The organism is Myxococcus sp. NMCA1, from assembly GCF_026810205.1.
GTDB lineage: Bacteria > Myxococcota > Myxococcia > Myxococcales > Myxococcaceae > Myxococcus > Myxococcus xanthus_A.
Window position 1 is genome coordinate 3,992,703 of sequence record NZ_CP113950.1, and the last position, 15,770, is coordinate 4,008,472.

The following is a 15,770-nucleotide window of genomic DNA, read 5'->3' on the forward strand; positions in this document are numbered from 1 at the left end:
GGGGCTCGCGGGCTGTTACATCCCCGGCGCCATGAGCCTCGTCATCGCCCAGGACCTCAGTCTCTCCTACGGAAAGAAGGTCCTCTTCGATCAGGACAGTTTCACGCTGGGTCCCAGGGACCGGGTGGGCCTCGTAGGGGCCAACGGGACGGGCAAGAGCTCGCTGATGAAAATCCTGGCGGGCGTGGCCCAGCCCGACTCCGGGACGGTGCAGTACAGCCGCAAGGCCCGGGCGGGCTACCTGCCGCAGGAAATCGCCGGCCTGCCGGATGGCACCGTGGTGGAGGCGGTGATGAGCACCGTGCCCGGCCGCGATGCCATGGAGGCGCGCCTCAAGGAGACCGAGGAGGCGCTCGCCGCCGCCACGGACGAGGAGGACCAGCTGGAGCTGTCGCAGTCCCTGGCGGACCTGCACGCGGAGCTGGACGACTTCGAGAACCGCTACGGCCGCCACCACGCCGAGCGCATCCTCAAGGGCCTGGGCTTCCGCGACGCGGATCTGGCCAAGCCCACCTCCGCGCTGTCCGGCGGCTGGCGGATGCGCGCGGCCCTGGCGGGATTGCTGCTCCAGGACCCGGACCTGCTGCTGTTGGACGAGCCCACCAACCACCTGGACGTGCCCACGCTCACGTGGTTCGACGACTTCATGCGCCGCTCCAACAAGGCGCTGGTGCTCATCTCCCACGACAAGGACTTCCTCAACCGGCAGATCAACCGGGTGGTGTCCCTGGAAGTGGAGGGTGTGCGCGAGTACGCGGGGAACTACGACGAGTACAAGCGCCTGCGCGCCGAGGAGAAGGAACTGTTGAGGGCCCGCGCGGAGAAGGTGGAGTCGCGCCGCGCGGAGCTGCAGGGCTTCATCGACCGCTTCGGCGCCAAGGCCACCAAGGCGCGTCAGGCCCAGAGCCGCGCCAAGATGTTGGAGAAGCTGGAGAAAGTGCAGGTCCTGGAGGAGCGGACGTCGATGAAGTTCCGCTTCCCCGAGGTCGAGCGGAGCGGGCGCGACGTGGTGACGCTGGAGGGCATCACCAAGCGGTACGGCGCGCAGACCATCTACGACGGCCTCACCGGGCGCGTGGAGCGTGGGCAGCGCATCGCCGTGGTGGGCGCGAATGGCGCGGGCAAGACGACGCTCCTGAAGATGGTCGCTGGCGAGCTGGCGCCGGACACCGGGACGGTGACGCTGGGGCACAACGTGGTGGTGGGCTATTACGCGCAGCACCACGCGGACAAGCTGAACCGGCAGAACACCATCATCGAAGAGGTGCGCCCGCTGGCCGCGGACAAGCCGGAGAGCTACGTGCGCGGCGTGCTGGGCGCGTTCCTCTTCAGTGGCGACGATGTGGAGAAACCCATCGGCGTGCTGAGTGGTGGTGAGCGCGCGCGGGTGGCGCTGGCCAAGCTGTTGCTGGTGCCGTCCAACTTCCTGCTGATGGACGAGCCCACCAACCACCTGGACCTGGACTCGGCAGAGATGCTGATTGACGCATTGAAGGGCTACGGCGGCACGTTGCTGTTCGTCAGCCACAGCCGGAGCTTCATCAACGGCCTGGCGTCGCACGTGTGGGAGGTGGCGGACGGGAAGCTCACGCCGCACCCGGGCAACCTGGACGACTACCTGTACCACCAGCAGAAGCTCCAGCAGGCGGAGGCCTCGGCCATCGCGGCGGGTCAGGCGCGGGGCGAGAAGGTGGCCTCCGGGCCGATGACGGAGAAGGACCGCAAGCGGCTGGAGGCGGAGGCGCGCCAGCGCCGCAGCGTGGTGGAAGGGCCCCTCAAGAAGGAGATCGCGAAGCTGGAGGCGCGCATCGCCGAGGTGGAGGCCGGACAGAAGGAGCGCGAGGCGCAGCTCGCGGACCCGGCCCTCTACAACGACTTCGCGCGCGCCAAGCCGCTGATGGAAACGCACCGCGCGGGCAAGGAGGAGCTGGAAGACCTCTATGCCCGCTGGGAGGCCGCGCAGGAGAAGCTGGCCGAGGCGTCCGCGTCACTGGGGTGAGGGCCGCGTGGCGCTCGCCCGGCTCATTGGGTGAACATCCGGTGGAGCAGCCACATCAAGCCCTGGGAGGCATACCCGCCCAGGTTGAAGGCCTGGCCTCCACGCCGGGTGGGGACGAACATCGGCATGTCGTGGCTGCTGAACCTTTCCCGGTAGGGGGTGGCGCCACTGGGCGCGCAACTCCCGCAGTAGAGGCGCTCCTCCGCGACGAAGCCGTGCTCCAGCCGTAGCTTGCGTCGGCACGCGGCACAGCAGGGGGGCCCTTCGAGCCGCACCGTGGCGCGGGCATCCAGCGGCTCGTTGCGGTACGTCTCCACAGCGTCTTGCAGTTGCTGGAGCTCGCCCGCGTCCAGGGCCACGCCCGCGCAGCCCGAGCACACCTCCATGGGGACCCCGAACACCTCCACTACGGGCAGGGGCGCGCAGCCACAGCGTGGACAGGTAGGGGCGCGGGTTCCGCAGTGTGTGCACTCCGGGACGAACTGGAGCTCGCCCTGACAGCCCTTGCAGCATCCTGGGCGGTTCTTCGCGCGTCGCAGGAGCGCATCCGACACGGAGCCTCCCATGACTTTCGTGAGCGCTTCGCCCTCGAACCACACCGCGCCACAGGCGCCACAGGTCTCCAAGGGAAGCTCACCGCTGGGCGTGAGCTGCATTGAGTTCTGGCAGAAGGGGCATGCGCTCATGGGGATGATCTATAGGCGCTCGCCCCCAGGGGCGAAAGCAGCAATGTCCGGAAGGTGCGTTCCCCAGGCTCGCCGCCCGGTGTCGTCAAGCGCGGAGCCGCTTGCGGCGCTCCCGCTTGGCGCGAGCTTCCGCGTGCGATGGCTTGCCCGCGTCGCGCAGTTCGTCGGACACGGGCAATGACTGCGACGGCCGCTTCCCGTCAGGCAGGCCGTCCACGGAGGTGGCCTCCGCGGGTGGTTGCTCGGAGGGGAGGGCGGGGAGGCGGATGACGAACATGGTGCCTTCGCCCACCTTGCTCTGCACGGAGATGCTGCCGCCGTGGTTCTTCACGATGCGTTGGCAGATGGCCAGCCCCAGGCCGGTGCCTTTCTGCTTCGTCGTGTAGAAGGGCACGAAGATGTGCGGGTGCTGGTCCGGAGGAATGCCGGGCCCGTTGTCGGACACCTGTACCTCCACGAACTCGGCGCCGGCGCTGCGCAGCTCACCGAAGCGCTCCGGCTTCTCCGTGCGCACGCTGATGCGGCCCTCGCGCGTCTCGAGCGCCTGCACCGCGTTCTGCACCAGGTTGATGAGCACCTGCTTGAGCTGTTCCGCGTCGCCGTCCACGCGCGGCAACATCAAGTCCAGCTCCACGGCCAGGTGGAGGTTGGGCGGCACGTCGTTCTGGATGAGCCGCATGGTGCGCGTCACCACCTCGTTGAGGTCGGTGGTGCCGAAGCTCTGCTTCAGCGGGCGCGCATAGTCGAGGAACGCCGTCACCACGCCGTTGAGCCGGTTGACCTCCTCGACGATGACTTCGAGGAACTCGGCGTCTTCGCCCTGGAAGTGCGCCGGGTCCAGGCACTGCGCCGCGCCCTTGATGGCGCCCAGCGGATTGCGAATCTCATGCGCGAGACCCGCCGCCATCTCACCCAGCGCGGCCAGGCGGTCCCGCTCGCGAATCTTCTCGTAGAGCTTGGAGTTCTCCAGCACCGTCGCCAGCCGCTCCGCCACCTCCAGGATGATGGCGATTTCGTCGGACGCGAAGGCCTCCGGCACCCGTTCGTCCCACAGGTTGAGGAACCCGATGACGCGGTCATTGCCCATCAGCGGCACGGCGATGCCGGCCTTCACCTGCACCAGCGCCGTGCGCGTGTCGTTGAGCCGCTTGAGCTCGTCCCGGTAGCGCTTGCCCTCCACCGCCTGCAGCCGCATGGTGGCCATGCGGCGCTCCACGTTCTCCCGCAGCACCGCCTTCTGCCCGCTGGCCGCCGCGAAGAGCAGGCCGCGCGCCGCCGCCGTGTCCAGGAAGGCCACCGGCAGCGGGCCGCGCGAATCCAGCAGCCGGTATCCGGGCCGGTCCTCCGCCAGCAGGTACACGGAGGCGTGCGTGACGCGGCCCGTCTCGTGGAGCGTGTCCAGCACCAGCCGGGCCAGCTCGGAAATCTCGATGACGTTCGCCATGCGCGCGCGCAGCGAGCCCAGCGAGTCCAGGAGGGCGAAGCGCTCGCGGAAGAAGATGCGCACCACCATCTCCTCCACCTTCACCTTCAGCGGCTCCAGGAGGATGAGGATGACGAACGCGGCCACCACCGTGTTGAAGAGGAAGAGGCCGGTGTTCTCCTTCCCCCACGCCGTCAGCACCGTGAAGACGGCGGCCAGGATGCTGGCCAGCACCGTCTGCGAGGCGATCTTGCCCAGCAGCTCGTGCAGGTCCATGAGCCGCAGACGCAGCAGCGTGTGGGCCAGGAAGAACAGGTACAGCGTGGAGAAGACCGACCCCAGCGTGGGGAAGGGGATGCCGAAGCTGACCAGGAAATCCAGCGCGGAGAAGAGGATGGCCGCGCCCGCGCCAATGGCCAGGTACGCCAGCCGGAACTTCTCGATGCGCGACTCCGTGGTGCGGACCCGGTGGAGCAGCAATGAACCGTAGGTCAGCAACGTGCCCAGCACCCACACGCCCATGCCCACCCGAGCCCAGAGCTTGTCGGCCAGGGGGGTGACAGCCACGGTCAGCCCCAGGACGGCGGACAGCAGGGCGAGCCGGCGGCCCACCAGGTTTGTCCCCTTGCTGACGCCCAGGAACTCCAGGAAGAAGGCAACGGCCGCGCCCGGCACCAGTGAGCCCACCAGGATGGTGGCGCCCACGAAGATGCGGGATGTCCACGGGTAGTCGCCGGCCGGGAAGACGCTGTGAAAGAAGAGCGAAAGGTAGTAGCCGGCCACCGTCAGCGCGAAGACGGAGTACAGCGTCAGTACCCTGGGCCTGCCGGGCCGCAGCAACATGGACACGCCCAGGGCGAGCCCGATGATGGATGCCAGCAGCGCGCTCTGTGTCCGGATGTCCATGAGGAGGCGGACAGTCTAACCTGTGTCAGCCTCCGGAAATTTTCCATGACCTGCCGGTTGTCCTGGGGCGAGCCCGCGCGCATTTCCCTGGGACCCAGCCCCCGCGTATGAAGCCCTTCCTTTCCAAGCTCGCCGTCGCCGCCTCCGCGCTCCTGATGACCGCGCAGGCACCCGCCCCGAAGGCGGTTTCGTCCACCCCGGCCGAGCCCGAGGCGTCCGAAGCGCCGGCCCAGCACCCCAGCAACGCGCCTCCAGAGGCGCAGCTGTCGCCCCCTCCCGACTCGGAGAAGGCGCCGCTGCCGGTGGGCTACGTGGAGGTGCTCAACCCCGCCTTCCCCAATGCCGCGCCGCCCACGCCGGTGGTGCACCGGGGCCGCCGCTACGCGCTGGAGGACCTGGCGCCGTACTTCGGCGAGGGCAAGAAGAAGGAGGCCCGTGACGCGTTCGACCGTGGACAGTACACGCGCGCCCGCGAGCTGCTGAAGGACGAGGGCGACAGCCCGCCGGTGCGCTACCTGCGCGCCCTGGCCGCCGTCCGCGCCGGAGATGACGCGTCCGCCGCCAAGGAGTTCGCCGAACTGGCCCCGGACTACCCCGCGCTGAAGGACCGCTGCCTGACGCATGGCGGCGTGGCGCTGGAGAGCCTGCGCCGCTTCGATGAGGCCGCGGTGCTGCTGGAGCAGGTGCCACCCGAGTCCAAGCTGTACGTGGACGCGCGGCTGGCCCTGTCGCGCGTGCTGCGCAAGAAGAAGGACGCGGCGGGCGCCATGGCCGCGCTGGAGCCGCTCACGTCGCGCGCGGCGCCCAGCTGGGGCCGCAACGTGGGCGCCGAGGCGCTGATGGCCATCTCCGACATCGCCGCGGAGAAGAAGGACAAGGCCGCCGAGCGCGCCGCGCTGTGGCGCCTGTGGGCCGCGCACCCGCTGTCCGCCTTGTCGAAGCAGGCCGAGAAGCGCCTCAAGGGGCAGACGCCGCCCGTCGATGCGAGGGTGGGGCGTGGCGAGGCGCTGGTGGAGTTGCACCGGAACAAGGCCGGCCTGGAGCAGTTGGAGCCGCTGCTGCCGAAGCTGGAGCTTCCGGACCCGCTGGCCTGCCGCGCGCACTTCGCCTTCGGCAAGGGCATGCGCAAGGAGCGCCAGCACACGCGCGCCATCCAGGTGCTGACGCCCGTGGCGGAGAAGTGCCAGGACCGGGACCTGCTGGCGCGCGTGCTGTACGTGCTCGGCTCGTCGCGCTCCATCGTCGACCAGGCGCGGGGCACGGAGACCTACGAGCGGCTGGCGCGCGAGTTCCCGGACCACTCGTTCGCGGATGATGGCCTCTTCTACGCGGCCGACCTGTACCTGAAGACGGGCCGTCCGAAGGAGGCCATGGCCCGCCTGGACACGCTGGCCCGGCTGTACCCGCAGGGGGACTTCCTGGGCGAGGCGCTCTTCAAGGCGTTCTGGATTGCCCGCACCACGGGCGTGGAGGACTCCGGCCTGTCGTTCCTGGACCGCATCGAGGCGCAGTTCGCCAAGGCGGACGAGAGCTACGACGTGGAGCGCGCGCGCTACTGGCGGGCGCGGACGATGCAGGAGAAGGGCAACATCCAGGGCGCGGCGGAGCTGTTCGAGAAGCTCTCCGTGGACCACCCGGCGACCTACTACGGGCTGATGGCGCGCTCGCAGCTGGCGAAGGTGGATCCGCCTCGGCTGGAGAAGGTGTCCGCCGAAATCTTCACCGTGCCCGAGGCCGCCAGCCCCTGGCCGCTGTTCGCCGGCCCCATGGGCGAGGACCCGCACTTCCGCGCGGGCGTGGAGCTGTACCGCCTGGGCTTCAAGGAAGCCGTGTCGTCCGAGATGCTGGCCGTCAACCGGACCAATCTGCCCGCGGAGTCCGTGCGCCTGCTGGTGCTGGTGCTGCACGAGGCAGGGGACGAGCGCTCCGCCCACGCGGTGGCGCGGCTGGCGCTGCGGAAGGACTTGAGCGGGCGCATCACGCCGGAGACGCGCGTGGTGTGGGAGGTGGCGTATCCCAACGCCTTCCGCGACAGCATCGAGAAGCACACCGCGGACGTGGGCGTGGAGCCGGACCTGCTCCAGGCGTTGATGCGGGAGGAGAGCGCGCTGGACCCCAAGGCGCTCTCGTGGGCGGGCGCGATGGGCCTCACCCAGTTGATGCCGTCCACCGCGAAGGGTGTGGCGCGCGAGCTGAAGCTCAAGCGCTTCAGCGTGGACCAGTTGCTCCAGCCCGACCTCAACATCCGCATGGGGGCCCACTACCTGGGCGGCTTGCTCAAGCGCTTCAACGGGCACACGCCCTATGCAGTGGGCAGCTACAACGCTGGCCCTGGCGCGGTGAATCGTTGGAGGTCCGACAGGCCGGACCTGGCGCTGGACGCATGGGTGGAGGAAATCCCCATCTCCGAGACGCGCGGCTACATCAAGCGCGTGCTGCGCTCCTTCAACACGTACCAACTGCTGTACGGGCGGGCGCCCAAGCTGCCGGTGCTCAAGAGCGCCGCGAAGTAGGTGGGCCGCCGGCATTCGGGCGCATGCTGGGTGGTGTCGGTGGAGAATTCGTGCGGAATGGGGCGCGAATGCCGCGGGTTATGTCCACGCCCGGAAAAAGGGTGCCTACGTGTGGGGGACCCCCTATGCAACTGGCCGGAAACGTGACACATGGCCAAGGCCGCACCCTCACACGGCGTGGCAACCAGCTCAATTCATGAAGCTGGTAGAGAAAGACGAAGAGAAGCGTAATGGCGACTGGTACCGTGAAGTGGTTCAACGACGCGAAGGGCTTTGGGTTCATCATGCAGGACGGCGGGGGCGAGGATCTCTTCTGCCACCACACTGCGATTCAGACCCAGGGCTTCCGCACGCTGCAGGAAGGCCAGAAGGTCGAGTTCGATGTGGCCCGTGGCCCCAAGGGCCTGCAGGCTCAGAACGTTCGCCCGGTCTGAGTACCTACTGAGCGCTCATAGCGCTTAGTCCGAAGGCTCAGTCTCCCCGAGGGAGGCTGGGCCTTTTCCTTTTTGTCACCCCGATGTTCCAGGGCTCGCCTGGAACTTGCCCGGCGGCTCCCCTAGACTCCGGGCGTGGGCGCCCCGTCGAACAGTGGAGACGGTGGGAAGAATGCGCTCTTGCGCGCGCTCCCCTCCGTCGAGCAGCTCCTGCGGCGCCCGTCGCTGGAACCCCTGTTGAGTGGAGTTCCCAGGGCCCGTGCCGTGGCCGCGCTCCGGCTGGCGGTCGACCGGGCCCGGGGCCGGTTGGTGGCCTCAGGCGGGCCAGGCTTCGAGGATGCGGACGTCCAGCACGCCCTGGACACGCTGGCCACACCGGGGCTGCGGCCCGTGCTCAACGCCACCGGGGTGGTGCTGCACACCAACCTGGGACGCGCACCCTTGGCGGCCTCGGCCGTGGCGCGCGTGGCCGAGGTGGCACGGGGGTACTCCAACCTTGAGTACGACCTGGATGAGGGAGAGCGGGGCAGTCGCTACGCTCCGTTGGTGGGCCTGCTGCGCTCACTGACAGGCGCGGAGGACGCGGTCGTCGTCAACAACTGCGCGGGCGCGGTGCTGCTGGTGCTGGCGGCGCTGGCGTCCGGCCGCGAGTGCGTGGTGTCGCGCGGTGAGCTGGTGGAGATTGGCGGCGGCTTCCGTGTCCCGGAGGTGATGCGGCAGTCGGGCGCGAAGCTGGTGGAGGTGGGCACCACCAACCGGACGCGGCTGTCGGATTACTCGGCGGCGCTGGGCCCGGAGTCGGCGCTGCTGGTGAAGGTGCACCGCTCCAACTTCGCGTTGGTGGGCTTCACGGAAGAGGTAGCGGTCGCGGAGCTCTCGGCGTTGGGCCGCGCGCGCGGCGTGCCGGTGTTCCAGGACCTGGGCGCGGGCGCGCTGGTGCCGCTGCAGGGCGAGGGCCTGAGCCAGGAGCTCACGGTGGCCCAGGCCGTGGCGGCGGGCGCGGACGTGGTCGCCTTTTCGGGAGACAAGCTGCTGGGAGGACCCCAGGCGGGCATCGTGGTGGGCCGGTCCGTGCTGCTGGCACGCATCAAGGCCCACCCGCTCATGCGGGCCCTGCGGGTGGACAAGCTGACGGTCGCCGCGCTCGAAGCCACCCTGGTGCTGTACCGGGATGGTCGGGCGGAAGAGGTTCCGGTGAATCGCCTGCTTGCCCAGTCGCCGGAGGACCTTCGCGCCCGGGCGGTACGGCTGCAGGGCCTGCTGGCGGGGCGGGGTGTGCGTGCGCGGGTGGCCAGCGTGGTGGGGCAGGTGGGTGGGGGTGCCATGCCGCTGGCCAGGTTGCCGTCCTCCGCGTGCATCCTCACCCTAGAAAAGCCGGAAACATTCCTGGACTGCCTGCGCGGGGGAATGTCGCCGGTTATTGGCAGGATCGCGGATGGCGAGGTGCTCCTCGACGTCCGGTGTCTCAAGGAGGAGGAGCTCCAGGCTGTCGCGGATGCCGTCGCGGCCGCCATTCCAGGGAACCCGCCATGATCAACAGCGCCGTGCTTGTCCTCAACCGGTACTACCAGCCGGTGCATGTCACCTCGGTGAAGCGGGCGTTCTCGCTCCTGTACCTGGGGGTGGCCAAGGCCATCGACTCGCAGTACCGGCTCTACGAGTTCGCGGATTGGGCGGAGCTGAGCGCGACACAGGACTGCATCACCACCATCGAGCGCACCATCCGCGTTCCCCGTGTCCTGGTGCTCAGCGCGTATGACCATCTGCCCCGAGGGCGGGTGCGCTTCTCCCGGCTCAACATCTACGCGCGCGACAACGACACCTGCCAGTACTGCGGCAAGAACCTGCCGCGCAGCGAGCTGAACCTGGACCACGTCATGCCGCGCACGCAGGGCGGCAAGACGACGTGGGAGAACGTCGTGTGCTCCTGCGTGCCCTGCAACCTGAGGAAGGGTGGGCGGACGCCGGAGCAGGCCCACATGAAGCTGCTCAAGAAGCCCGTGCGCCCGCGCTGGACGCCGCTGTTCCGCGGCGCCTCCCGCAAGGTGACGTACCGGGAGTGGCTGCCGTTCCTGCACCTGGCGGATGCGTCGTACTGGAACGTCGAGCTGCTCGACGAGTAGCGCCTGCCTGGTGGGCATCCGGGCTCGCCGCAGGGGCTGGAAACACCGGGAGTGACGGGTTTCCGGCGCATGCGCGGGCCAGGATGTTCCACTGAACGGATGCAGAAGGTCGGGGAGTCGACGCGACCCCGGGTTCGGGATTTGATGGGGGGGCATGTCCCAACCCTCGCGAGCGCCCCGGACCGAATCCCGTGTCCTGGGCCCCACGGAACCAAGCCCCATGGTCTCCGGTCCTCCTGGTCTGTCACGCCGTCCTCGCCCCCGGCGCATCATCGCCGTAGGAGGCGGGAAGGGCGGTATTGGCAAGTCCATGGTGTCCGCCAACCTGGGCGTGGCCCTGGCCCAATCCGGGGCCAACGTGCTGCTCGTGGACGTGGACCTGGGCGGCGCCAATCTCCACACATGCCTGGGGGTGGGGCAACCCAACGCGACGCTGTCCGACTTCCTGCGGCGGAACAAGGCGCAGCTGGAAGAGGTCATCGTTCCGACGGGCGTGCCCCGGCTGTCGCTGATCGCCGGCGCGCAGGATGCGCTGGACGCGGCCAACCTCAAGTACGCGCAGAAGCAGAAGCTGCTGCGGACGTTGATGGGCACGTCGGCGGACTACCTCATCCTGGACCTGGGCGCGGGGACGAGCTTCAACACCATCGACTTCTTCATCCTCGCCGACCACGGCGTGCTGGTGATGCTGCCCGAGCCCACGTCGGTGGAGAACGCCTACCGCTTCGCGAAGGCGGCCTTCTTCCGCAAGCTCCAGCAGGTGGAGTCGCAGTACGGCATCGAGGACCTGGTGGAGGATGCGCTCACCACCCGCGAGGGGGCGCTGCGCACCCTGCATGACGTGCTGGCGCAGGCCCGGCGCAAGGACCCGGTCATCGCGGACCGCCTGGAGCGCGAGCTCTCCGCGTTCCGCATCCGGCTGATCGTGAATCAGGCGCGTACGGACGCGGACCTGTCGGTGGGCGCCTCGGTGGCCGCCGCATGGAAGAAGTTCTTTGGCATCGAAATGGATGTCCTGGGTGCCATTCGCTACGACGACGAGGCGTGGCGAGCGGTGCGCAAGCGCAAGCCCGTCCTCATCGAGCGACCGGATTCCGCGGCGGCCACTGCCATTCAGGGCATCGCAACGCGTATCCTCACACTCGACGGCTCCCCCCAGCGCTCCACACCATGAAGCCCTTCGAGCAGCAGACCTATTACGAGATTCTCGAAGTCCCCGTCACCGCTCCGATGGAGGAGATTCGGGCGGCATACGAACGGCTGATGGAGCTGTATTCGCCGGACTCCATCGCCGTCTATGCGCTCGTGGACGAGGGCCAGGTGGATGGGCTCCGCACTCGGATGGCCGAGGCGCTGGAGATTCTCTCCGACGAAGAGCTGCGTGCCGAGTACGACAAGGATCTGGGGCTCCCGGCCCGCCGGTTGATGGACGCGGTGTCGACCGGGGGCGAGGTGGCCCACGCCGAGGCGCCGGTGGAAAAGCGTGCGGAGCCGGAGCTTGTTGGGGTTGCCGCATCCGGCGCGGAAGATCAGACTGGCGGCCTTTTGACACAGGTCCCCGAAACGGGGACGAACGGGAGGCCAGAAGCAGTGCGAGACGTGCCGGTGGAGGACTCGGAGACCGCGATGACGGGGCGGGACGGGGAAGGGGAGGCCGCGGCCAATGCGACGGAGCCTCGAGTGGAGCCGGTGCCGGCGTCCTCGGGGCAGGCGGACTTCCGGGCGTCGTTCTTCCGTGGGTTCTCGTTCGCGTATGTGTCCAGCTCGTTGCAGGACACGCAGCGGCTGGGGAGCGCGGTGGATGTTCCCGCTTCGTCGATTCAGCCCCAGGTTTCCGGTGGTGGGACGGGCACGATGGCTGTGAGCGCTGAGTCGCAGCGCGAGGCCTCCGGGGCGGTGCCTGCGGCGTCGGTGGGTGAGACGGCTGTGACCCAGGGGGCTGCTGCGGTGGCGCCTGTCACTGTTCCGGCCAGCGAGGCTGCTTCGGTTTCCCCGAGCGCCCCTTCGGTAACGGGCAGCGCGCCGATTCCGGCGACGTCTCCGCAGGTCAACGTCAGCGTCCCTGCTTCGGGCAGTGATGCCTCGGTGCCTGCTTCTGCCGCTGTGCCGACGCCTGCTACGGCAGCCACTGTCAGCGCGCCGGCTTCGGTCAGCGATGCACAGGTGACTGCTTCTGCCGTGCCGCCGCCTGCATCGGGAGCGGCCGTCAGCGCGCCGGCTTCAGTCAGTGATGCCCCGGCGACGGCTTCGGCCGTCGCACCGACTCCCGCCTCGGCCGCTCCCGTCAGTGCCCCGGCGTCGGAAAGCAGTGCCACGGTGATTGCCCCGGCAGCTCCGGCCAGTGGCCCAGCCGCCGCGTCGGTTCCCACGCAAAGTGCCACGGTCAGCGCCGTAGCGGCGCCATCCCCCTCGGCGCCTGCTACCGCCGCGCCTGGCGCCCCGACATCGGAAGCCAGCGCGGAGCCCCTCCCGCCGGTTCTAGCGAGCGCCAGCCCGGTACCTCCGGCCCCCCAGGCACCCGAGGCCGACTCGACCGCCCTCGTCCCTGTCCGTCCGTCGCCTGCCTCGGAGGCTCCGTCCGAGCCGGGCCGGGCTGGGGCGCGTCCCGGGCGGCCCCTGGGAGACGCGCCGCAGATCGCCCAGGACTCCGCCATCGCCACGGCGGAGGCGGCGCTGGCGCAGGTGTCCCAGGCCGCGTCGAGGGCCCGTGAGCCCCGGCCTCGCGTCCCGGACATCCCATCCGACGCCGAGTTCAACGGCGAGCTGCTCCGCCAGGTCCGAGAGGCCCGGGGGATGACCCTCCAGCAGGTGGCCGACCGCACCCGCATCACGCGCATGCACCTGGAGAACGTCGAGGCGGACCGCTACAACCTGCTCCCGCCCTCGGTCTACCTGCGAGGTATCCTGATGAGCCTCGCCCGCGAGCTGGGGTTGGATCCACTCCGCGTCTCCAAGAGCTACCTGGCCCTGTCTTCTGAGAAGTCAGGCCGGAAGTAGGGGAGGCGCCCGGAAGTGCTCGGATGTCACCGGCGTTGCGAGGAAAGTTGACTCGCCTCCAGCCGCTGCCTAAGTAGGTAGCACGATGACGGACGAGGAAAAGGTCAAGGCGATGCGGCTCGCCCGTGCGATTGCCTCGGATATCTCGCTCTACAACGAGCAGAAGATCATCAAGGGAATCGAACAGGACAACCTCTTCGAGGTCCTCAAGGAGGAACTGGAAGAGGGCCGCGAGCTCTACAAGAGCCGCGTCAGCCAGGAGATCTTCACGAAGATGAATTTCTTCGAGCGGGCGATCAACGACATCGTCCTGCGCTCGAAGGCGCATGTGAAGTCGAAGATCTGGTAACCCCTCCCGTGGTAGCGCCTGACACGCGAGAGCACCGCGCTCCGCCCGAAGCTCGCGGCGAGCGCGTCGATCAGTACCTCGCGCGCGCGTTCCCGGACCTCACGCGCTCTCGCATCCACGGCCTCATCGAGGCCGGGCATGTGCTCGCGGACGGCCAGCCGGCGAAACCGGCCCGGCGTCTGCGCGGCGGTGAGCTGCTCGTCCTCCACATTCCGGCGCCCGTTCCCGCCGTCCCGTTGGCGGAGGAGCTCCCGCTCGCGCTGCTGCACGAGGACCGCGACCTGGTCGTCGTCGACAAGGCGGCGGGCATGGTCGTCCACCCCGGCGCGGGCCATGCCTCTGGCACCCTGGTCAACGCGCTGCTGCACCGGGTGAAGGACCTGGCCGGTGTCGGGGGCGAGCTGCGGCCGGGCATCGTCCACCGGCTCGACAAGGACACCACCGGCTGTCTCGTCGTGGCGAAGAACGAGCAGACGCTGGTGGCGCTCCAGAAGGCCTTCAAGACGCGCGCGGTGGAGAAGACGTACCTGGCGCTGGTGCACGGCGTGCCGCCGGCGGAAGGGCGCATCGAGACGCTCTACGGCCGTCACCCCATCCACCGCCAGCGCTTCACGGGCAAGGTGAAGGAGGGCAAGAACGCCATCACCGTGTTCCGCGTCCTCGAGGCCTTCGATGGCGCCGCGCTGGTGGAGGTGGACCTGCTCACCGGCCGCACGCACCAGATTCGCGTGCACCTCGCAGAAGCCGGCCACCCCCTGCTGTGCGACGCGCTCTACGGCGCCGGACGCAAGGCGAAGGGCGCCGCGTCGGAGGCCCAGGAGCGGCTGGGGCGGCAGGCGCTCCATGCGTGGCGCCTGTCCTTCGCGCACCCGCGCTCGGGCAAGGTGCTGAAGCTGGAGGCGCCCATTCCCGCGGACCTGGAGGCGGCCCTGACGCTGCTCCGGGCCACCGTCCCCGCGCCGGAAGCCCCGCCTGCCACCCGGAAGCAGCCCGCGCCCCGGAAGGCGGCGGGCGGCTCGAAGCGGACTACAGGCCGGACACGCTGAGCGACTGCTGGCGCTTGGACAGCACCTTCACGGGCTGGATGGCCATCACCCGCATGAAGACGGCCAGCAGCTCCGGGTCGAACTTGTTCCGCATCTCCGACCACATCAGCATCAGCGCCACCTCCGGGCCGTAGGCATCCCGGTACGGGCGCTTCGAGGTGAGGGCGTCGTACGCGTCGCAGATGGCGATGATTTTCGCGTACGCCCCGAGGTTCGTCTTCGGGATGATCATCTGGATGTTGCCGCGGGAGTCGCGCACGGCGGTACCGAAGTCCGTCTTGTGCTCGAACGTCGTCACCACGCGCAGCAGCGTGGAGCGGCTGAAGCCCTTCTCCATCAGGATGTTGCGCACGGAGATGAGCGGCGCGCGCTGCACCGTCTGCTTCTCCTCGGGCGTCAGCGCGCCTCGCTTCGTCGACAGCTCTTCCGACAGCGTGGCCATGCCGGCGTCGTGGAAGAGGGCGATGTAGCCCAGGTCACGCAGTTGCGGCTTCGTCAGCCCCAGCTCCGCGCCGAAGACGACGCTCATGAGGCACACGTTGACCTGGTGGTACACGAGGTAGTCGTCCTCGCGCCGCATGGTCGTCATGCCCAGGAAGTGTGTCCGCTGCTCGTAGGAGATGTCGACGAAGTCCTGCACCAGGCGCAGCGCCTTGGAGGCGTTGATGGGCTTTCCGGCGCGCACCGACTGCAGGTACTTCGTGAGGAAGAACACGGCGCGCGCGTAGATGGTCATCGCGTACTTCTTGCGGTCCACCTTCTGGTCGCCCGGGTTGTCCAGGTCCTTGTTCAGCTTCTCCTTCAGCTTGGAGAACTTGGCCACCCGCATGTTGAGCAGCTTGCGGTTGGACAGGCCGTCCTCTTCGGACGCGGTCGTCTGCTCCTTGCTGAAGATCCAGATGAAGTTCTTCAGCTCCGGAACGGTGACGGGCTTGGTGAGCGTGAAGCCGCCCACGTCCTTCGAGCGCAGCTCCGTCAGCAGGTATCGCTGGTTCTCGATGGAGTTGAGGTCCACCTTCACCAGCATGCCGTTCAGGTAGAACGACTCCTTGACGCCCGTGAGCTCCAGGCGGCCTTCCTTGCCGATGATTTGATTGATGATGTCCTGGAGCTGGTGCAGCGGCTTCTGGAAGACCGCGTTCTCCGGGTCATACATCTTCACCGAGCGCACCAGCATGTACATGCCGGCCACCAACGAGCGCGCCAGGCTCTGGAGCTTCTCGTTGTGCTCGCGGCCGAACTCGCTGGTGTTCTCGTCCTGCGACTGGGTGATTTTCAGGTTGTCGGCCATACG

The 15,770-nt window shown here is 68.7% G+C and carries 12 protein-coding genes; 9 read left to right on the forward strand and 3 right to left on the reverse strand.

The features are described 5' to 3' along the window. Positions 1–31: 31 nt before the first annotated feature. A complete protein-coding gene (locus tag OZ403_RS17195; protein ID WP_268784626.1) occupies positions 32–1,999 on the forward strand; it encodes an ABC-F family ATP-binding cassette domain-containing protein in 1,968 nt (655 codons plus the stop codon). 23 nt (positions 2,000–2,022) lie between these two features. Here OZ403_RS17195 and OZ403_RS17200 read toward each other — a convergent pair whose 3' ends face one another. Both OZ403_RS17200 and OZ403_RS17205 read right to left on the reverse strand, forming a co-directional pair. Next, entirely contained in the window at positions 2,023–2,685 is a 663-nt protein-coding gene (locus OZ403_RS17200) for a TFIIB-type zinc ribbon-containing protein (RefSeq protein ID WP_140791220.1), read from the reverse strand. A gap of 85 nt (positions 2,686–2,770) precedes the next feature. Then, positions 2,771–5,014, reverse strand: coding sequence for an ATP-binding protein (locus OZ403_RS17205; protein WP_140791222.1), 2,244 nt, complete (start codon positions 5,012–5,014; stop codon positions 2,771–2,773). A 107-nt stretch (positions 5,015–5,121) separates the two neighbouring features. Here OZ403_RS17205 and OZ403_RS17210 point away from each other — a divergent pair, with 107 nt between their 5' ends. The 8 genes from OZ403_RS17210 to OZ403_RS17245 all read left to right on the forward strand — a co-directional run bounded on the left by OZ403_RS17210 (position 5,122) and on the right by OZ403_RS17245 (position 14,476). Continuing rightward, positions 5,122–7,527 (forward strand): lytic transglycosylase domain-containing protein, encoded by a 2,406-nt coding sequence (locus OZ403_RS17210; RefSeq protein WP_268784627.1) that lies wholly within the window; start codon positions 5,122–5,124, stop codon positions 7,525–7,527. Positions 7,528–7,757: 230 nt separating this feature from the next. Beyond that, positions 7,758–7,961, forward strand: coding sequence for a cold-shock protein (locus OZ403_RS17215; RefSeq protein ID WP_011553379.1), 204 nt, complete (start codon positions 7,758–7,760; stop codon positions 7,959–7,961). Positions 7,962–8,096: 135 nt separating this feature from the next. Beyond that, positions 8,097–9,494: an L-seryl-tRNA(Sec) selenium transferase gene (selA, locus tag OZ403_RS17220; RefSeq protein ID WP_140854599.1), complete on the forward strand. Its 1,398-nt coding sequence runs from the start codon at positions 8,097–8,099 to the stop codon at positions 9,492–9,494. After that, positions 9,491–10,084: an HNH endonuclease gene (locus tag OZ403_RS17225; RefSeq protein ID WP_140791228.1), complete on the forward strand. Its 594-nt coding sequence runs from the start codon at positions 9,491–9,493 to the stop codon at positions 10,082–10,084. Before selA ends, OZ403_RS17225 begins: the two co-directional genes overlap by 4 nt. A 220-nt stretch (positions 10,085–10,304) precedes the next feature. Continuing rightward, entirely contained in the window at positions 10,305–11,258 is a 954-nt protein-coding gene (locus OZ403_RS17230; RefSeq protein WP_268784628.1) for a P-loop NTPase, read from the forward strand. Beyond that, the gene (locus OZ403_RS17235; protein ID WP_140854603.1) at positions 11,255–13,081 is read left to right on the forward strand and encodes a helix-turn-helix domain-containing protein; all 1,827 of its coding nucleotides are present in this window, start codon (positions 11,255–11,257) and stop codon (positions 13,079–13,081) included. Before OZ403_RS17230 ends, OZ403_RS17235 begins: the two co-directional genes overlap by 4 nt. Positions 13,082–13,166: 85 nt before the next feature. Continuing rightward, complete coding sequence (locus tag OZ403_RS17240) at positions 13,167–13,430, forward strand: hypothetical protein (protein ID WP_011553384.1); 264 nt, start codon at positions 13,167–13,169, stop codon at positions 13,428–13,430. 8 nt (positions 13,431–13,438) lie between these two features. Beyond that, positions 13,439–14,476, forward strand: coding sequence for an RluA family pseudouridine synthase (locus OZ403_RS17245; RefSeq protein ID WP_140854605.1), 1,038 nt, complete (start codon positions 13,439–13,441; stop codon positions 14,474–14,476). Here OZ403_RS17245 and OZ403_RS17250 read toward each other — a convergent pair. Then, positions 14,457–15,767 carry an HD-GYP domain-containing protein gene (locus OZ403_RS17250; protein WP_140791236.1) on the reverse strand — a complete coding sequence of 437 codons (1,311 nt, stop codon included), beginning with the start codon at positions 15,765–15,767 and terminating at the stop codon, positions 14,457–14,459. The two genes, OZ403_RS17245 and OZ403_RS17250, sit on opposite strands and share 20 nt — an antisense overlap. Positions 15,768–15,770: the final 3 nt, after the last annotated feature.